This window comes from Cupriavidus sp. IDO, assembly GCF_000812465.1.
Taxonomy (GTDB): domain Bacteria; phylum Pseudomonadota; class Gammaproteobacteria; order Burkholderiales; family Burkholderiaceae; genus Cupriavidus.
Genome location: NZ_JWMA01000048.1, coordinates 22789 through 41877, shown reverse-complemented (window position 1 = coordinate 41877; position 19089 = coordinate 22789). Strand labels below are relative to the sequence as shown.

18 protein-coding genes are annotated in these 19089 nt (G+C 61.8%); 8 read left to right on the top strand and 10 right to left on the bottom strand.

Annotation, left to right across the window (positions count from 1 at the left end; translation table 11 throughout):
• The first annotated feature begins 184 nt into the window (after positions 1 to 184).
• Entirely contained in the window at positions 185 to 652 is a 468-nt protein-coding gene (locus tag RM96_RS16495; protein ID WP_238587296.1) for a PaaI family thioesterase, read from the top strand.
• Positions 653 to 840: 188 nt separating this feature from the next.
• On the opposite strand, the gene RM96_RS16490 is transcribed toward RM96_RS16495, so the two are convergent.
• The 4 genes from RM96_RS16490 to RM96_RS16475 all read right to left on the bottom strand — a co-directional run bounded on the left by RM96_RS16490 (position 841) and on the right by RM96_RS16475 (position 3306).
• On the bottom strand, positions 841 to 1587 hold the full coding sequence (locus tag RM96_RS16490) for a TrmB family transcriptional regulator (protein WP_039012087.1): 747 nt from the start codon (positions 1585 to 1587) through the stop codon (positions 841 to 843).
• Between the two features lie 262 nt (positions 1588 to 1849).
• Positions 1850 to 2140, bottom strand: a complete 291-nt coding sequence (locus RM96_RS16485; protein WP_039012085.1) for a DUF1427 family protein — start codon at positions 2138 to 2140, stop codon at positions 1850 to 1852.
• A 101-nt stretch (positions 2141 to 2241) separates the two neighbouring features.
• A complete protein-coding gene (locus RM96_RS16480) occupies positions 2242 to 2928 on the bottom strand; it encodes a hydrolase (protein WP_039012084.1) in 687 nt (228 codons plus the stop codon).
• 36 nt (positions 2929 to 2964) lie between these two features.
• Entirely contained in the window at positions 2965 to 3306 is a 342-nt protein-coding gene (locus RM96_RS16475) for a carboxymuconolactone decarboxylase family protein (protein ID WP_039012082.1), read from the bottom strand.
• A gap of 712 nt (positions 3307 to 4018) precedes the next feature.
• Here RM96_RS16475 and RM96_RS16470 point away from each other — a divergent pair.
• The 5 genes from RM96_RS16470 (at position 4019) to RM96_RS16450 (ending at position 10258) form a co-directional block, all read left to right on the top strand.
• The gene (locus tag RM96_RS16470; protein ID WP_039012081.1) at positions 4019 to 4630 is read left to right on the top strand and encodes a TetR/AcrR family transcriptional regulator; all 612 of its coding nucleotides are present in this window, start codon (positions 4019 to 4021) and stop codon (positions 4628 to 4630) included.
• A gap of 271 nt (positions 4631 to 4901) precedes the next feature.
• Entirely contained in the window at positions 4902 to 5852 is a 951-nt protein-coding gene (locus RM96_RS16465) for a Bug family tripartite tricarboxylate transporter substrate binding protein (protein ID WP_039012079.1), read from the top strand.
• Positions 5853 to 5860: 8 nt separating this feature from the next.
• Complete coding sequence (locus tag RM96_RS16460) at positions 5861 to 7051, top strand: M24 family metallopeptidase (RefSeq protein WP_039012078.1); 1191 nt, start codon at positions 5861 to 5863, stop codon at positions 7049 to 7051.
• A 523-nt stretch (positions 7052 to 7574) separates the two neighbouring features.
• Complete coding sequence (locus RM96_RS16455) at positions 7575 to 9470, top strand: methyl-accepting chemotaxis protein (protein WP_052279543.1); 1896 nt, start codon at positions 7575 to 7577, stop codon at positions 9468 to 9470.
• A 263-nt stretch (positions 9471 to 9733) separates the two neighbouring features.
• A complete protein-coding gene (locus RM96_RS16450) occupies positions 9734 to 10258 on the top strand; it encodes a metal-dependent hydrolase (protein WP_039012077.1) in 525 nt (174 codons plus the stop codon).
• Between the two features lie 118 nt (positions 10259 to 10376).
• Here RM96_RS16450 and RM96_RS16445 read toward each other — a convergent pair whose 3' ends face one another.
• The 3 genes from RM96_RS16445 to RM96_RS16435 form a co-directional block, all read right to left on the bottom strand.
• Positions 10377 to 10913: a dihydrofolate reductase family protein gene (locus RM96_RS16445; protein ID WP_039012075.1), complete on the bottom strand. Its 537-nt coding sequence runs from the start codon at positions 10911 to 10913 to the stop codon at positions 10377 to 10379.
• Between the two features lie 475 nt (positions 10914 to 11388).
• Positions 11389 to 11925 (bottom strand): hypothetical protein, encoded by a 537-nt coding sequence (locus tag RM96_RS16440; protein WP_039012074.1) that lies wholly within the window; start codon positions 11923 to 11925, stop codon positions 11389 to 11391.
• Between the two features lie 43 nt (positions 11926 to 11968).
• Positions 11969 to 13069 (bottom strand): NmrA family NAD(P)-binding protein, encoded by a 1101-nt coding sequence (locus tag RM96_RS16435; RefSeq protein WP_039012072.1) that lies wholly within the window; start codon positions 13067 to 13069, stop codon positions 11969 to 11971.
• An 87-nt stretch (positions 13070 to 13156) separates the two neighbouring features.
• Here RM96_RS16435 and RM96_RS16430 point away from each other — a divergent pair, with 87 nt between their 5' ends.
• Entirely contained in the window at positions 13157 to 13828 is a 672-nt protein-coding gene (locus RM96_RS16430) for a TetR/AcrR family transcriptional regulator (RefSeq protein WP_039012070.1), read from the top strand.
• Positions 13829 to 13831: 3 nt separating this feature from the next.
• Here the strand turns inward: RM96_RS16430 and hutG are convergent, their stop codons facing one another.
• Together hutG and hutU are read right to left on the bottom strand one after the other, a co-directional pair.
• On the bottom strand, positions 13832 to 14803 hold the full coding sequence (hutG, locus tag RM96_RS16425; protein ID WP_039012068.1) for a formimidoylglutamase: 972 nt from the start codon (positions 14801 to 14803) through the stop codon (positions 13832 to 13834).
• Positions 14804 to 14837: 34 nt separating this feature from the next.
• The gene (gene hutU / locus RM96_RS16420; RefSeq protein WP_039012066.1) at positions 14838 to 16535 is read right to left on the bottom strand and encodes a urocanate hydratase; all 1698 of its coding nucleotides are present in this window, start codon (positions 16533 to 16535) and stop codon (positions 14838 to 14840) included.
• Between the two features lie 223 nt (positions 16536 to 16758).
• Between hutU and hutC the strand changes: the two genes are divergently transcribed.
• The gene (gene hutC, locus RM96_RS16415; protein WP_039012064.1) at positions 16759 to 17472 is read left to right on the top strand and encodes a histidine utilization repressor; all 714 of its coding nucleotides are present in this window, start codon (positions 16759 to 16761) and stop codon (positions 17470 to 17472) included.
• Positions 17473 to 17550: 78 nt separating this feature from the next.
• On the opposite strand, the gene RM96_RS16410 is transcribed toward hutC, so the two are convergent.
• A complete protein-coding gene (locus tag RM96_RS16410; protein ID WP_039012062.1) occupies positions 17551 to 18966 on the bottom strand; it encodes a purine-cytosine permease family protein in 1416 nt (471 codons plus the stop codon).
• Positions 18967 to 19089: the final 123 nt, after the last annotated feature.

Here is a 19089-nt window from a genome sequence, read left to right as displayed (position 1 = left end):
CATCTCCCTGTTCGGGCTTCACGGCTCACGTCACGGGCAACTTCATCATGATCGGGGTGGAACTGACAGGAAGCTCCGAGGGGTTGGCGACCTTAGATGCCCGGATCAGGTCCGGCATGACGACGTGGTGTGTTGAGAGATCATGGACGATAGACCCGGCAAGCAGACTATCGAATACGGCATCGTGCCCGTCGACGTGATGGCATCGATGTCGGGGCTCGATTTTGTCCGCGCGATCTTCGCGGGACGATTGCCGGAGCCGCCAATCATGCAGACGGTCGAGCCGTTCGACTGCACGGCTGAGCCCGGCGCCGTCGTGATTCACAGCGTGCCGGGTCTGCGCCATTACAATCCGATCGGCTCGGTGCATGGCGGCTATGCCGCGATCCTTCTGGATTCCGCGATGGGGCTCGCGGTGCAGAGCACGCTTCCCGCGGGCACTGGCTACACCACGCTGGAATTCAAGATCTCATTCGTGCGCGGCATGAGCGAGACGAGCGGCGTGATCCGCACCGAGGGCCGCGTGCTCAATGCCGGCCGCCGCGTCGCCACCGCCGAGGCGCGCATCACCGATGCAAAAGACCGGCTGCTTGCGCATGCGACAACAACGTGCCTCGTGTTCGAGATTCCGAGGGCGGACGCGAAAGGCTGACGTTGAATTGGAGGGTAGGCAAAGCGACTCTTATGCCGCTGGCGCCAGGAACGCCAGAGTTTGACGTAGGGCATGCGGACTCATGCCACAGCCCGCTGCCTTGGCGGTCCTCGGATACAGGCACTGCGCGGAATCCCACGATGCTTGTTGCCCGAAGAGCGAGCGCCGGCTCGAGTCAAGCCTTGGGCTTAGCTCGCACTAACTGGAGCGCTGGCGCTCCAAAGAATTTCGAAAAGGCTCATCTGGAAAGCAAAGAACTCCGGGCTTTGGATCGACAGTGCATAGTGTTCGGCGCGTGAGGAAATGATGGACACCTTGTCGTCGAATAGATAAGTTGTCACACCGATTTCAAAGTCCTCCGGTGCGCACCGAAGTTCTCGCCGGTCCTTCTTTGACGATCGCCATAAATCCCGAGAATCGCCCGGCCCAGTACGTATGACGCGCACATTGATCCCTGCCTTCGCGCGACGGGCTACAAGATCATTGATGAAGTCAAAGCCTGGGGTACGGAACAGCTCGCTGTTAGACATGATTGCGCTGACTTCTTTCGATTGACATTCCAGCGTTTCACTCATGACAGTCTTGATGCCCTCCAATCCCGAGAAAAATCGGACTTTCGGTTTTCCTCCAGAGGAATTGTGAATGGAGCGCAGTTGAGGGAGAACCTCCTGAATGATTTGACGCTGAGATTCGACCTTGCGTAACAGCATGATCGGATCCTGTGGAATGACATAAGAGCGTGCGCCTTTCTGGATCGTCGATACGAAGCCCGACGCTACGAGCCTGTCCAGCACTTCGTAGGCATTAGTTCGCCCGATACCTGCTTTTTGTGCGATTGCAGCAACAGTTGCTTCGCCCAGTTCCAGGGAGGCGAGGTAAAAGTCGGCCTTGTGGCCATCAATGCCCGCCGCTTGCAGCATTTCAACCATGTTCATGGATCGGATCCTCTTCCAGTCGACGCTCCAGATTTGAGGCGAATGGTACACGTGGCTCGCACGGGGTGCCACGCCGACCCCAAGAGGGACTACTGCCACGGCCGGATCGTAAGCCAGACAAAATGTTCACCGGCAAGTGGCCCACTACCATCCGTATTTTAGCTCCACCCCAACGTAGTCCGAATTGCGTCCGCCGATGTTACGAATCGAGTCGCCCGCCTGGAAATACGACCGTGAGGGTCGGGGGCTTTGGTGGAGGTAATCATGAGCGGGTCTCCTCATTCCTTGCAGTCTTGCGAACAGCCGTAGTGCCGGAGACGCCGTGCTGCAATGTGCTGGACGCTGCGGTCGAGTCGTCTGATGCGCGCCTCACGGCAGAGTGGATGGCGCCACGGAAATATTGCTGACCGAGCGGTATGAACTGCTCTCCGGCAAGAATGCCGAGCAGGCCGACCAGTGCAACGAGCGGCGGAGCCGGCGACCGTACGCCGATCAGGTAGTAGATGACGCCGACCAGAACGCCGGCACCTAAGGAGAACAGATAGATCTTCATCGACACATCTCTCTTGCAGCTTCTGGGCACGACGGTCCGGCCACGCCATTACGCGGTATGGGGCCGGACGCGGGCCATCAAATAAGACGGAGGGCCGCCGATTACTTTGCCGGAACCGGAGGCAAGATCTCGTGAGGGCCGACCGCTCGCTGTGGGGCTTTGTGCACCATGGTGTAGGCGTAGTCGACGCCCATTCCGTATGCGCCGGAGTGTTCCCTGACTACCGTCATGAGGGCGTCATACGTATCGCGACGCGCCCAGTCGCGCTGCCATTCCAGCGCCACCTGTTGCCACGTCACGGGTACGACGCCGGCCTGGATCATGCGCTGCATGCCGAAGTCATGGCCTTCCTTCGTAATGCCGCCCGAGGCGTCGGCCACCATATAGATCTCGTACCCGGCTCCGGCCATGGCGCTGAGTGCGAAGGTGTTGTTGCAAACCTCCGTCCACAAGCCCGAGACTACGATCTTCCTGCGGCCGTTCGCTGCCAGCGCGTCACGAACCTTCTGGTCGTCCCACGAATTCATCGAGGTGCGCTCGAGCAGGGGCTGGCCGGGGAAAACGTCGAGCAGTTCCGGGTAGGTGAATCCCGAGAAGCTTTGCGTTTCCACGGTCGTGATGGTGGTTGGGATGTTGAAGATCTTCGCTGCCTTGGCGAGGCCGACGACGTTGTTCTTCAGCACCTGCCGGTCCATGGACTGGACACCGAATGCCATCTGCGGCTGGTGGTCAATGAAAATCAACTGGCTGTTTTGCGGGGTCAGTACTTCAAGCTTGGGATTGCTCATGATGGGATCCTGTCGGGGTGTAATGGGGTGTAAGGGTTAGGCTTGCTTCAGCGCGTCGATGGCATCCAGCACGTGTGTGCTGTACGTCATGGCGGCGCCGGCGTTCAGGTTGATGGCGACGCCGAGCGCTTCTGCGATCTCTTCGTCGGACACGCCGACTTTGACGGCCTCGGCTGCATGGAAGGCGATGCAACCATCGCAGCGCGTGGTGACTGCGACGGCCAGCGCGATGAGTTCACGCGTCTTCGCGCCGAGTTGCCCGGTTTTGGCGCCCGCACCAGCGATCAGCCCAAAACCGCGAAGGGTGTCCGGCGTGCGCGTGGACAGTTCTTTGAGGCGAGAACTGATGTCCTGAATTTCCTGTTTCCACTCAAGCATGAGATGGCTCCGTGAGATGACTTCGAAAGGGATGTATGTGGCCTGGTCCGGCAGCTCGCATCGGCGAGTGCAAAGCGCGCGACGGTTGCGTCGAGCTACTGGTTACTTTCAACGCTGGATGCAGAACGAGATCACGAGGTCAATCCTAGAAGTCGGACATTTTACTGTCAAAGATGTACGCATTAAACATCTTTGAAATTACTTAAATATATGATTTTTAAGGATAAAAAGTGTACTATTATGGCGAACTAAACGGCCGAAAGTGCGTTCGGAGGCTTCGGGGGAGGGGCGCGATGCATGAGACCGGCGCCAACAAACCGCGGGCTGCACACGCAGATCCCGCGAAGACTGATACGGCCACGAAGGCGTAAGAATTGTTGAGCCTGGAGGGTTCTGGCTGGGTCGCGTGGGTATTGCGAGATGTGCAGAGAATCTATGGGCCGGACGCATTGACGCAGGACACTCGTTCATCGTCATCGGCGCGCGCGAGACTGGGGCGTTGGGTGTGCGCCGTCGATTGAGATCGACCCCTCGGCATTTAACGATTGCCACGTAGTTTGGGCAGCTGCAGGTAACAGCAACTTAGGGGCCGGATCGCCTCGTTGCCGGACCCAATCTGGCCAACAGCCGCCGGTTGAAGTCTGCGGCAGTCATCCTTGTACTGCGTGGTACATTTTGGGCTGGATTGTCTTTTTCTCGCAGAATTCGAAGGATGCCAAAAGTCAAAGCGTCGCCGGCCGACCGCTCGTCTAGCGAGCAAGCCATTCAATTGCTGGATGCGGCAACTGCCCATGTCCTGGAGAACGGACTGGGCGACCTGTCGTTGCGGAATGTGGCTGACGCACTGGGCACCAGCCACCGGATGCTCATTTACTACTTTGGATCTGCCGACGGCTTTTGGCAGGCGTTGCTGTTCCGTGTACGACATGCCGAACAGCAGGCACGTGAGCAACTGCATGTGGACGGCCTGAGCGCAGAAGCGACCATGGTGGCAGCGTGGGACCGCTATTCCGCGCCGAGTTACCTGCCCATGATGCAGTTGCTGTTCGAGATCTACGGACGAGCTATCAGGGATCGCGAGCGCTTCAGCGGCTTCCTCGATGATGTCATTGGCAGTTGGACCTCAGTGATCGCCGAGCGATTGCAGCAAGGCATGAACGTCAGTGCTGGCGAAGCGCGGCTGTTTGCGCGGGTAGAAGTCGCGACGATGCGTGGGCTGTTGCTCGACCTGATCACGACGGGGGACCGCAACGGCACCACGGCCGCGCTCAAGTACTTCGCCAGCAAGATGGCCGTGCCGGGCGAGGCGAAGAAGGGCGGATAGCTTCCTGCTGTCCGGCAGTCCTCCGAACCTGCATACTCATCCGCGGCCCTCGCTCGCCGATGTCCGGGGCCGCCGGACATCACTCCACCCGCCTGCCGGCGCCCGCTTTGCGGTTGCGCCAGTCTCATATATCCCGCACGCCACTGTCTTTACGCTTTCGCGTAACCCCCAATTTCTCGCTATCGTGTACCACATGGTACATTTCTCCTCATCGCCGCCATCGGTGGCGGCGACCAGATCTATCAGGATGCGAGATGAACCTGCAAAAGCTATGGAATGGACGGCGGGCGCGGTGGCGGCGATGGCGCTGTCGGGTGGCGCCTGCGCACAAGCCTTTCCGACGAAACCGGTCCGGCTGGTGGTGCCGCAGGCGGGTGGGACAGGCAACGATGTGCTGGCACGCGCATTGGCCGAGAAACTCGGGCAGGCGTGGAAGCAGCCCGTGGTCGTGGAGAACAAGCCTGGCGCCAACGGCACGCTGGCTATTTCTTACGTGCTGGGGCAACCGGCTGATGGCTACACACTGTTCTTTGCAGGCGTGTCCAACCTCAGCTTCAATCCGTACCTCTATCCGAAGCTCCCATACTCGCCGACAAAGGACCTGACCGGCGTTGCCATGCTCGCCAATTCCCCGTTTGTCTTTGTTGCGGCGCCTTTGCTGCACGTGCAGACGTTCCAGGACTTTGTGCGCACGGCCAAGGCACATCCGGGTGAGATCAGCTTCGCGTCTGGCGGCATCGGCAACTCCACGCATCTGGCCATGGAGCTGGTTGCGGAGCGCACCGGCGTCAAGATGCAGCACGTACCGTTCAACGGTACCGGTGGTTCAACGAGCCTGATGAACGGCCAAACGCCTGTGATGATGAACGTCGTGGCCGGCGTGCACCCGTTCATAGCGGGCAAGAAACTGCTGCCGCTTGCGGTCACGGGTGACCGGCGGTTGGCCGCACTGCCCACGGTGCCTACGTTCAAGGAGCTGGGCTATGACGTCAACGTTCCAGGCTGGTACGCGATCGTGGCCCGTGCGGGCACGCCGCCGCGCGTAATCCAGAAGATCAACGCGGACATCAACCATGTCCTCGACGATCCCCAGTTCAAGGAAAAGCTGGGCTTCCAGTTTCTGGATGCCATCCAGGGCCCGCCTTCGGAAGTAGAGCGCTACATGAAGCGCGATGCCGACGCCTGGGGGCCCGTGATTCGCCGCCTCAACATCTCTCTCTAGACTACGCCATGCCTCATCTGACCAAAGCTGTACACGATTACCGCCTGTCGGCCATGCGACGACTGATGGACCGGTTGCGGGTGGATGCGTTAGTGTTCGGCACCCCGGACTTCTTTCAATACGCGACCAACTTCCAGCTCGATGTGTGGCCATGGGAGCGGCCCGTGTTTGTTGTCGTGCCGCGCGACGGCGACACCTTTGCCGTAATGAACGAGCTCTCCACCAACCACATGCGGTTCGCAACGGAGAAGGGCACGGTCTGGCTCACGGATGTCACATACTATGCCGAGCACCCACGCGTGGCAAACCGCCTCGCGTTGCCGTCGCAACTGCCGGAAGTCGTGGCTGCCTTGTTGAGCCAGAAGGGTCTTGCCATGTCGCGTATCGCCGTCGACGTCCCGCACCCCATTCTTGCCGGGGCGCAACGTTATCTTCCCGAGATGACCCTGCGCCCGTCACTTGCCGAAATGCGGAGCCTCCGGTGGGTCAAGCACAGCGAGGAGCTGCAGAATATGCGAGCGCTGGCGAGTTTGACTGACTGGGTCCAGGATCGCTACAGGGAGAATATCCGTCCCGGGCGCCTTGTCCAGGAACTCGACCACGCCATGGCGGCACTCATGGTGGAAGAAGCGGCCAGGCGGTTTCCCGGCGAGGACTTCGAGATTCTCAAGTGCTGGACACTCACGGGCCCGGTATCTGCGTCTCCGCACGGCGATGGCGCATCTTGCGGCTCACGCATTGCGAAAGGCGACACCATCGTCAACCTGGTGCTGCCCAGGCTGAACGGGCTCTACGTCGAGAATGAACGCACGTGGTTTTGCGGCCAGCCCACTGATGAGCAGGCGAAGTTCTACCGCGTGGCGGCCCAGGCCACGGACGCCGCAGTTGCCGCTGCCGTGGTCGGCCGGCGCGTCTGCGATATGGACGCCGCCGCCCAGACCGTGATCGAAGCAGCGGGGTGCGGCGACTTCGTGTTCCACAGGACGGGCCACGCTGTCGGCCTTATGTTGCACGAGTATCCCGAAGATATGGCGTTCAACACGCGGGCATTGCTGGCCGGAGAGGTCTACTCGTCGGAACCGGGGCTGTATGTCTACGGCCTCGGCGGTTTCCGCCTGGACGACACTGTCATTGTGGGCGATGAACCTGAGGTCATCGTCCAGACACCCAAGACGTTGTCGTACGCGACGGTTGGGTAATCCATCGCTGTTCTGGTGGGTTGGGGGCCGCAGTGCCTGCCTTCCGAAATGGCTTCTGAATGCGCTCCGCGCGATCGGCGATGACCGCCTTGAGGCCAGCCGGATCCGCCGAGCGCACGAATGATACCAGCGAGTCGGGATCCAGCGGCGCGGTGAAGTAGGCCGGGTCGGCAGCCAGCCCACCGGGCGTGGTCGCAGTCGGCGAGGCGTTGGCCGGACTGATGGACGATATGGCCGCGGCCTTTCCAGGCACAACTGAACCGGGCTTCCGTGCCCCCGGAAAGTGGGGTAAACAATGCCTGGGTCGGACCGTTAACTGATGTTGTGTAACATATTGGACTGGATAAATTATGTTTACAATCAAATATTTATGGATAATGTAATTATTAATTACGTTGCTCGGCGAGACTGCCGACACGAGCGCGCGGCCGGCCGTACGTAATAGAAATCGATGGGTCTGCCACTTCATGTTCCATCCATCACCAAGCCCTGAACGCTGTTCATCTGAGACATCCTCTCTCGTATGCTTCGATCTATTCGCTCAAGGATTCAGGTCATTTCCACCGGCATCGTGGTGACCGCACTCGCGCTGACCGCCGGTACGACGTATGTCATCGTCCGTAACAGCAATCTCGAAACGATTCGGCAGAACCTCGATGCCGTCGCGACCGGCCATGCACTGGCTCTCGACGAGTGGGTGGCAGCAAAAGCTACGATGGTGGCCGCTGCAGCCGACCAGATTGCTCCTGGCGACCCACATGGCATCGTCCGCCAACTGCAAAGAGCCGGCGCATTCCCGGTTACTACAGCAGGGTGGCAGGACCGGTCCTTTGTAGCCAGCAAGGAGCGCATGCCGGAAGGCTTTGATCCGACCACCCGCCCCTGGTACAAGGAAACGGTAGCGGCAGGCAAGCAGATTGTGTCCACGCCCTACGCCGATGCTGCAAGCGGCAAGCCCTTTGTATCGTTTGCGGCGCCGATCCTGCGCAATGGCGCATTGGAGGGCGTGGTATCGGCAGTCGTGTCTCTGGAAGGGGTTCGCGACGTCGTTGCCGCAGTGCATCCGACACCAGCAAGCCTGGGATTTGTGGTGGGCAAGGATGGCAACATCCTGGCACACCCCCAGGAGAAATACCTCCGGAAACCTGTGATCGAGCTGTCGCCGGCTTTGACGCCGGCGACTCTGACCTCGCTGACGAGAGAGACCAAGCCGCTTGAGGTGGAACTGGATGGCGCTGCAAAGCTGCTGCGTGCCAAGCCTATCCATGGCACCGACTGGCAACTGGTAGTGGCTCTCGACAAGGCCGAAGCCACCGCAGCCCTGAACGACATGATCAAGGCATCGGCCATCGCCATTGTGCTGCTGGCAGCCGCCGCAGCGGCGCTGAGCGGCGTGCTGACCGCGCAAGCCTTCCGCCGACTATCCGGCGTGCGCGACGCGATGTATGAGATCGGGTCCGGCGACGGGGATCTGACTCAGCGCCTGCCGGCCATCGGCAGTGACGAAGTGACGCAGATTGCGACGTCCTTCAATACGTTTGTCGAAAAACTTGGAGGGGTGTTGTTGCGGATTCGCAATGGCAGCGAGTCCATAAAGATTGCGACCAGGGATATCGAAGCCGGTAATCAGGATCTGTCGCGCCGCACCGAAATGGCTGCGGGCAATCTGGAGGAGACTGCCGCCGCGCTGTCAGAATTGACTGGCTCGGTGAGCAGGTCGGCGGAAGCGACGGTACAGGCCACGCGTCTTGCAACGTCCGCCAGTGAGGCAGCAACAAGGGGTGGCAGGGTTGTTTCCGATGTGGTGACGACGATGGACGACATCGCGCAGTCTTCCGCAAGGATCGTGGAGATCATTGGCGTCATCGATGGCATCGCCTTTCAGACCAATATCCTTGCACTGAATGCGGCAGTTGAAGCGGCGCGAGCAGGCGAGCACGGGAAGGGCTTCGCGGTGGTTGCGAGCGAAGTGCGTAGCCTGGCGCATCGATGTGCCACCGCTGCCAAAGAGATCAAGGCGCTTATCGAGACTTCCGAGGTCAGCGTCAAGTCGGGGGCTCAGCGTGTTCAGGTAGCGGGTGAGGCCATGAACGAGATCGTCGACGGAATTCGTCGAGTGACTTCGATCATCGCGGAAATCAGCACGTCCATGGGCGAGCAAGCCACGGGCATCACTCAAATCAACCAGGCGGTTGAGGAAATGGGGCAGGCAACCCAACAGAACGCCGCGTTGGTGGAGCAGGCGGCAGCGGCCTCCTCACTTTTGAACGAGCAGGCCTACACCTTGGCGGAAGCCGTTGCTGAGTTCAAGCTCGGCGCAGAGGCGAATGCGCTGGCTACGAGCTCACGAGTTGCGAGCCCGGCACCGCCAGCAACTGACGGTCTGCGGCCCGTGGTGCGGGACTGCTACGGACGCTGACATGGCCGGCGCAGACAATGCGCCGGCGGCAACCATGCTGGTCTTCACCTCGCGTAATACTGGCATGTGCTGACTCATCTGAACGTGGCACGTCGTCATATCGACATCGTCCTCTCCGACCGGCAGCGCAGGCCGGCGATAAGCCACTACGCGGCTTCGTGGGCCCCGGGACCACGCTGTCAGGTCCGCGCTGGCGTTTCACGGGCATATCTGCCAAGATTGCGGCCCCTCACTGACCAGCAGCGAACAAGCGCGGCTCCATCATGGCCTCAAGCAAAGCACACCACGCCACCGGATGGGCGGCGGCCGTCATCTTCGCCGCTGTTGTCGCGAAGCGCGGTGATGGAGGTTGGCACTGGGCAAGCGCGGCTGGGTTCGTGGCGGCGCTGCTCGGCAGCACCGCTCCCGACTGGCTGGAAGTGGCCTGGTGGTCTAAGTCGCGCCGCCTGTGGATTACCCATCGCACCTTGACGCACTGGGGCATCGCCTGGGTCGGCCTACTGGTGGGGGCATACCGTGCACTGGGAACGCATGCGTTGGCTGCGCCGGCATTCGGCTTTGCCTGCGGTGGCGTCATGCACTTGCTGGCCGACTGGCCAAATCCGCTGGGTGTGCCCTGGATCGCGGGCCGCCACTCCCTGAATTGGTGGAACAGCGGGCGCTGCGACCTTTTTATCGTCGCAGCGTCATGGCTGATTGCCCTGGCCGTTTCCGATGACCTCTGGTTTCATTGGCGACATAGCCTCGAGCTCATCCATCATCTGCGCCTTGGGCCGGTCCTTTCCTGACAATGGAGTCGTGCCTTGCACGCCCGCGATCACACCTGGCCGGGGCTCAGACCTGGTGGAAAAACTCTCGCGCGGAAACTTGCGGAAGGGCGGAGCCTGATCATCGCATCTTCGCAAATCAGCACAGCACGCGATAGGTCGACTGCACCAGGCCGGACGGAAAGTGCCGGCTCGATTCGAGCGCCAGACTGACGTCGCGCGGCAGGGCGCCGAACAATGGTCTGCCTGCCCCGATCAACACTGGCACGGTGGTGACGACCAGATCAGCGATCAATCCGTCGCGCAGAAACGACTGAACCAACTGACCGCCATCGACGTACACGCGACGCACGCCTGCATCCTCCAGCTGTTTCATCGCATCCGTGGGCGTGCTATCCGAGAACCGCACCTTTCCCTGCAGCCTCTCCGGCACTGGCTTGCCGGCCAATTGCCGGGACAGCACCAGAACGGGCTTGTCGTAAGCCCATTCGCCCAGCGTGAGGACTTTTTCGTAGCAGCCCCGGCCCATGACGATCGCGTCCTTGTCGGCGATGAAAGTCGGATAGCCATGGTCTTCCGCCGGGTCATCCCGCTTCAGAAGCCAGTCGATGTCCCCATCGGGTCGGGCGATAAAGCCGTCAAGGCTGGTGGCAATAAAGACGTGTCCTGTGATCATTGTCAATCTGCTGTGCTGTCGGATCGCGCTCAAGCTTTGGCCGGTGCCTCGGCGCTCGTAGGCGCAGACTCGTCGGTCCGGCCCGACATAATCCATGAAGTCTGCGACGCTCGAATGGCCATTATCGCTGAAGGCAGGTGTTCGCAATGCGTTGCCAAGGGGAAGTTGGTGGGCCAGGCGGGGTTCGAACCCCTCGATGTCCTTTCGGAGGTGGATTATGAGTCTGACGACGATCATCTTCCTGGTTGGTGTCTTCCATGCTGGCGCGCGAGCGCACTGTTTCCGGCCGGTCGCCGGATGTAATTGTTTGATTGCAATGCCGAAATGCTGACAAAAAACCGATCTGCCCATTGCGCGGATCGGTGTGCACGGCGGCATCAGTCCTTCGTGTTGGCGTTGACCAGACCGGGGAACTCCTGGATGAAGGCGTCGCGCGCCCCAAGGCGAACGACGTGGCTCGAGATGGAAGGGTCGATCATGGGTGTCCTCCACTTGATAGCTCTTCGCCGGGATGCCGGCTTTCCCAGATTGCGGACTGACTTTGATGTTGCAGAAGAATCCGGAAGACGAGTCCGTGCGTGATCAGCAGTAGCGGTACAACCAGCGTCGGAATGAAGTAGGTGGCGCCCAGTTGCCCCGCCACGAGCCCGGCATCATTGGCCTGATAGAACGCATTCAAGAGATCCGCCAAGCCCCACCAGTTGAAGATCCACGCAATGACAATGCCAGCCCCGCGTGGCAGCAATACCAGCGAGAGAAACGCGAGTGTCGCCGCAACGAGGTCCCCATAGGCGGCGGAATATGCGAAGGCGGACGGCAACTCGGGCGACACGACACCTGGGACGAGGAATGCCAACCCAATAAAGCGGAAGCTGTGCAGGATAAGCAGAGGCCGCAGCGCTTCGGCCCGTCCCAGGAGGCGGAGTTTTGGCCAGATGTATCGCTTCACGACGAATCCCCACGCGCTGAAGCTGAATGCGATGCTAACGAAAAACCAGAGTTGCGGCAGCATGAGTCTCTCCTTTGGTTCGAATTCCCGCGATCGCCCGCGAGAGTTAAGCGCGCAGCGCTCGTAGCTCTGCGATCTCAGCGTCTCGCTCCGCGTGAGCCATGGCATGCTCGCGCAGCCAGACCTTGGACTCAGGCGCAAATTGCGGTTCTGATGGGAACGGACGGCGCAGTTCACGGTCGTATCGGTCGAGATCGAAGCCGGGGCTGAGCGGGGTGATCACGAACTGCGCGAACTGGCGAAGCCAATTGCCGGGCGTCCGCCGGTTGCGTGGAAGCGCCGCGTAGCGACGTGCGATCGTCTCGAAGTCCTCGGCGGGCTGACCGGTCACATCGAGTACGTCGGTGGTCGGCGCGCCCAGCTCAAAAGCCCCGCGTTTGTGATCGTCAATGTAGTAGCGAACGCCGCTGATCAGATCGATCGGCAAGCCGCCCATCCGGGCGGCCTTTATGAATAGCCGGGTCGGCATCGGCACGACCCTGACCGATCGCCCGACGGCCCGGCCGATCGCCTTGGCCATGTCCCTCGTGCCAAGGAGCTCCGGCCCGGTGGGGCGGTAGCTCTTCCCGGCGTGCCGCGCGGAATCCAACAGGGCCGCGACGCCGACCCGCGCGACGTCCTCGTTGGACGGTGGCGCGTTACGGCTATCGCCATAGATCCAGGGAAATACTCCGAGGTGCGCGGCAAACCCAGTCAATGCGAGATAGGCGTCAGCGAAGAAGCCCGGCCTTACGATCGTATGCGCGACTCCGGGCGTCATCGAGAACAGCCGATCGACAAGCCAGAGCTGGCGGGTCATGAGGGCGGGATGCGAGGGACTCGACAGCCATTGGGTCAGGCTAACAATATGTTCGAGCCGGGATTCCCTGGCAGCGACGGCGAACGCGACCGCGCCCTGAATCATGTAAGGGTCGAAAGGGGGGCAATAGTAGGCGCGCTGAACGTCCTTCAGCGCGTCGGCCACGCGCTCGACATCACTCATGTCGGCGACTGTTATCTCGGCCCCCTGCGCTTTCAGCCGAGCGCTGCGGCCGTCTTCCCGGTGCACCATAGCGCGCACGGGATAGCCGGCCTTCAGCAGTTCGGCAACGACGACGCTGCCTGTCTTTCCGGTCGCGCCGGTCACGAGGATCCTTGGCTTGAGCATGATAGCCTCCTGGCAGTCGTGGTACTCGTAAGTACCAGAGGGTTGCTTCAGTATGGTACTATGCGGTACCGAATGTCAAGGGAGACGATGATGACCACGGAATCGCTGCCAAAGGAGCGTCAGGAAAGCCGCGACGAAACCGAGGTGCGCTCGCGCATCCTCGATGCAGCCTTCGCAGCGTTCATGAAGAGTGGCTACGCGGCGACCAGCACGCTTGAGATCGCCACGCTCGCGCGAGTATCGAAACGAGAACTGTATGCGCTGGTGGGCAACAAGAAGGAAATGCTGATCGCATGCATCAGCGCGCGCGCCACGCGACTGCAGGTAGCCGCCGACTTGCCCGAGCCAGACGATCGCGAGACCCTCGCGCACGTACTGACTTCCTTCGGGACGCAGCTCGTCCGCGAGATAACCGATCCAACGGTCATTGCGGTATTCCGGCTGGCGATTGCCGAGGCCGTCCACGCACCAGAGGTGGCGCAAGCGCTCGACTCCATAGGGCGCGAGACGAGTCGTGCCGCCTTGCGGCAAATCATGGCCCGGGCTCAGGCGTCCGGACTTCTCAATGGCCGTCCAGCCGAACTTGCCGAACAGTTCGGCGGGTTGCTGTGGGGTAATTTGATGGTCAGCCTGCTGCTCGGCGTCGCCGAGCGGCCGAACGCACGCGAAGTCACGGCACGTGCCCGCGACGCCACAGCTGCGTTTCTCCAACTTCATCCGCTCCCGATTGACGCTCCGATGCCCCGCGGGCACGTCTAATACTTAGTTGCGTAAATTGGCGATCCTGGCTACCAGGCGCGCTGCGACGCGAGCCGTCCGCCCGTCGATATCGAAGCACGGATTCATCTCGGCGATATCCGCCAGGCGCAGCTTGCCGCATCGCCCCACTGCGTCGACGATCGGCTCGATCACGTCCAGGGCCACGCCGCAGGCCGCCGGCGCGCTGACGCCGGGTGCGACGGCGGCAGGAAGCACGTCGAGGCATACCGTCAGGTAGACATGGTCGACGTTCGACAGAAATCCGTCCAACTGGGCCAGTGTCGCGTCGCGCTGCGAAAGGTCCATGTCGGTATCACGGCGCCACAACACTCCCAGGGCCTCTGCCCGCTGGAACAGCGCCACCGTGTTGGCGAACTCGCTCACGCCCAGGCAGCAATAGTGGAAAGGCCAGCCGCGTGCCTGGCAGTTTTCCGCGATCTGGCGAAACGGCGTGCCGGAGCTGGCGCGGTCGGCCATGCGCAGGTCGAAGTGAGCATCGAGATTGATGATGCCAATGCGAGGCGGACGTGGTGCGCCCTTGGCCGGCAAAGATGCAAGGTGGCGCGCCAGACCGCCAAACGACCCGAACGCCACCTCATGGCCGCCGCCGAGAACCATCGGGAACAGTCCGCGCGCCAGCAGGTCGGCCACCTGTCCCGACAGCGCTTCCTGTGCCGCTTCCAGACCGTCATCATCGGTGCCTGGCAGCGGCAGGACGTCGCCAGCGTCGACAAGATTGCCGCTGCCTGGCACTGGCAGATTGGCGAGCATCCTGCGGATGGCAAGCGGGCCGCCACGCGCACCGATGCGGCCGTGGTTGCGCTCGACGCCAGCGTCGCAGGCGAAGCCCAGCAGGGCGACTCCGCTGGTTTGCGTTGCCAGGGGACGCATCTGCTGATGCCAGCGCCGGCCCGCGGGGCCTTCGGCATGGTCGACGCGACCGGTCCAGACTCGCATGTCCGGTTCAATGCGCATGGGCTCGATTCCCGCGGTGTGTTGCGATCTCGGCTTACTTGATCATCGGCAGCTTGAGGCCGAACTTCTTCGCGGTGGCTACCGCGAGTTCGTAGCCTGCATCGGCATGACGCATGACGCCCGAACCGCAGTCGTTGACCAGCACGCGTGCCAGGCGCTTTTCCGCCGCTTCGGTACCATCGCAGACAATGACCATGCCCGAGTGCTGCGAGTAGCCCATGCCGACGCCGCCGCCGTGATGTAGGCTGACCCACGTGGCGCCGCCCGCGGTATTCAGCAGGGCATTGAGCAGGGGCCAGTCGCTGACGGCGTCGGTGCCGTCCTTCATGGCTTCGGTCTCGCGGTTGGGGCTGGCGACTGAACCGGTGTCCAGATGGTCGCGCCCAATGACCACCGGCGCCTTCAGTTCGCCCTTGCGCACCATTTCATTGAAGGCCAGGCCCGCCAGGTGGCGTTCGCCCAGGCCGAGCCAGCAGATGCGTGCGGGCAGGCCCTGGAAGGCGATGCGCTCGCGCGCCATATCGAGCCAGCGATGCACATGCTGGTTCTCGGGAAACAGCTCCTTGATCTTGGCGTCGGTCTTGTAGATGTCCTCGGGATCGCCCGAGAGCGCCACCCACCGGAACGGGCCCTTGCCTTCGCAGAACAGCGGGCGGATATAGGCGGGGACGAAGCCCGGGAAATCGAAGGCGTTCCTGACGCCCTTGTCGAATGCCACCTGGCGGATGTTGTTGCCGTAGTCAACCACGGGGATGCCCAGCGACTGGAAGTCGAGCATCGCCTGCACATGCGCCGCGCAACTGTTGGCGGCGTCGTCCGTCAGGCGGGCATGCTGCGAAGGGTCACGCTGCGCGGCCTTCCACTGCGCGACACTCCAGCCCGCCGGCAGATAGCCGTGAATCAGGTCGTGCGCCGAGGTCTGGTCGGTGACCAGGTCGGGCCTGATGCCGCCAGCACGGGCGCGCTTGACCAGTTCCGGCAGGATTTCCGCGGCGTTGCCCAGCAGGCCGATGGACACCGCTTCGCGGGCGGCCGTGTGCTGCCGGATCAGTGCGATCGCGTCATCGAGATCCTTGGCCTGCTTGTCCAGGTAGCGGGTGCGCAGGCGAAAGTCGATGCTGCTTTGCTGGCACTCGATGTTCAGCGACACGGCGCCTGCCAGCGTAGCCGCCAGCGGCTGCGCACCGCCCATGCCGCCCAGACCCGCGGTCAGGATCCAACGCCCGGCGAGGTCGCCGCCGTAGTGCTGGCGACCGGCTTCGGCAAACGTCTCGTAGGTTCCCTGGACGATGCCCTGGCTGCCGATGTAGATCCAGCTTCCGGCCGTCATCTGGCCATACATGAAGAGTCCCTTGCGGTCGAGCTCGCTGAAATGCTGCCAGTTGGCCCATTGGGGCACGAGGTTCGAGTTGGCGATCAGCACGCGCGGCGCATCGGCGTGCGTCTTGAACACGCCTACCGGCTTGCCCGACTGCACCAGCAAGGTTTCGTCCGCCTCCAGTTCCTTGAGGGAGGCAAGAATCTGGTCGTAGCACTTCCAGTCACGCGCCGCCCGCCCGATGCCGCCATAGACCACGAGGGCCTGCGGGTTTTCGGCGACCTCGGGATCCAGGTTGTTCTGGATCATGCGGAACGCAGCCTCGGCCAGCCAGTTCTTGCAGGTGAGCTGGTTGTCGCGCGGCGCGCGGATTTCGCGGGTGGGGTCGAAGCGGGGGTCGATGGCGGTGGTCATGCAACAGTCTCCTTGGCGGGTTGGGGTGCCCCGGTCGTGCTTGTCCGGGGCTGCATCCGATGACCTGACTATACTTGTATAGTCAGGAATATTCAAGTTCAGCGCGGCAGCGTTTTCCCCTAAACTTGCGCACTTGTCTAGACACGCCTCGGCGAGTGGCCTGGTTCGGCACCTGCGCGCCGGCACTCGAAAACCGAAAAGTCATAAGGAGACCTCGTCGCCCATGAAATACTCCCCGCCCGCTGCCGCATACGCGCGCGTCAAGGCCTATCTCAAGGAAGGGCTGGGCGAAGGCAAGTGGCCGCCCGGCACGCTGATGCCCTCAGAAGCCGAACTGGTGGCGCAGTTCGGCGTGAGCAGGATGACGGTGAGCCGCGCCGTGAGGGAATTGCAATCGGAAGGCGTGGTCGAGCGAGTGCAGGGCGTCGGGACGTTCGCGGCGCAACCCTATCGGGCGTCGTCCACGCTGACGATCCGGGACTTGCATACGGAGATCGCCGAGCGGGGACGCCGTCATCACGCCGAGGTGGTATTCGTGCGGCAGGAAGAGGTGACCCCGCAACTGGCGCAACGCCTGGGGCTCCAGGTGGGCAACGCCGTCTTTCACTCGCTCATTGTCCATTTCGAGGACGGTGTGCCACTGCTCTGCGAGGACCGCTACGTCAATCCGGCAGCAGCGCCAGACTATCTGAGCGTGGATTTCACGCGGACCACACCGACGGAGTATCTGTTGTCGCTCGCGCCGTTGTGGGAGGCGCGCTATTCCATCGAGGCGGGCCGGCCCACACCGATGGAAGCGGAGTTGCTCAAGGTCGACGGCAGCGAACCATGCCTGATTGTTCTGCGCCGTACCTATAGCCAGGGCGCGCCGGTGACATGGGTTCGCATGGTGCATCCCGGAACGCGCTACACGATCGAAGGCGCGTTTAATCGGTAATGCGCCGGTAATGCGCCGGTAATGCGCGTGCGGCGCCTGCCGCCGCATCCTGAGCCGGGGCGGCCTTTGCACCAGTGATCAGATCCTTTCCGCGGCAGGGCAGTGCGCCTCCGCGGGATAGATGGTCTGGGCTGGCGTCCGCGCCGACTTCCTGGCAAGCGCGTAATACACGAAACCGGTGACGACCAGGCCAACGAGCCATGAAATGTCCGCGCCGCCCAGCGCATGGGTCAGCGCACCGGTGTACATATGCTGTGCCAGGAACGGAATCTGCACGGCGACACCCACGGCATAGCAAAGCAGTGCCGACCAGTTCCAGCGCCCATAGCGCCCGTTGGGATCGTATAGCGCCGGAATGTCGATGCGCTCCTTCGAGATCAGGTAATAGTCGATCAGGTTGATGGCACTCCATGGCGTGAAGGCCATCAGCAGCAACAGCACGAAGTCGCGGAACGTTGCCAGAAAGTCCTTCGAGGCCAGCAGGGCGATCAGTACGGAAACCAGAATAAAGCTGAAGATGAACAGCGCGCGCACGGTGGCCGTGACACGGCGCGTGCCCGTGAATGCCGTGACCGTGGTCAGCATCGTCATGAAGCCGCCGTAGGCGTTGAGCGTGTTGACGGCCAGCTTGCCGGTGACAATCACCACGTAGATGAGTATTGCCACGGCGCCGCCTCCGGCCAGGTCGCCGATGAAGGCCACCTGCGACTTCAGGAACGTTGCGCCCCAGGCCGCCGCAACCAGTGCGCCGATGCTCATCGACCATTGCGAGCCAAGCACGCTGCCGAGCAAGGTGCACCAGAACGTGCGGCTGACCTTCGTGCTTTGCGGCAGGTATCGCGAATAGTCGGCCACATATGGTCCGAAAGTCAGTTGCCAGCCCGCGCCCAGGCCGACAGCGAGAAGAAATGTCGGCCATTCGAAAGGCTTCATGCCGAGCAGGGCAGGCACATTACCCGTAGCAAACAAACGAATGGCCAGGTACGTGAAACCGATGGCTCCGACGATGCTCGAGATCCGCCCGAGCGTATGGATGAGCCTGTAGCCCACCGTGGCAATCAGCATGGTGAGCGCACCGAAGACGAGGATACCGACTGCCGGCGTTTCGACACCGATGATCTTGTTGATGGCCTGGCCGGAAAGCACCGTCCCGGTGGCGGCAAAACCGAGGTACATCAGGATGACCAGCACCAATGGCAGGCAGGCGCCATAAACGCCGAACTGGGCGCGGCTCGAAATCATCTGCGGAATGCCCATGCCGGGCCCCTGCGCCGAATGCAGCGCCATGACAATGCCGCCGCCGATGTTTCCGATCAGCAGGCCAATCATCGCCCAAAGCGGGTCCGCGCCAAAGACCACGGCAAGTGCCCCGTCGACGATCGCGGTAATTTGCAGATTGGCGCCAAACCACAGCGTGAATTGACCGAACGGCGTGCCATGCCGCTCCTCATGAGGAATGAACTCGATGGTGCGCCGTTCCATTTGTACTGCCATGTTGTCTCCGTATGCTTTGCCAGGTTTGGCGATGCCGTTCTAAGGGAAATCGCGAGATCAGATGAGCATCGCCCGGCGAAGCGTTCTGGCGTGTCATGGAAAGCGTGATGCACGCGGTGTACT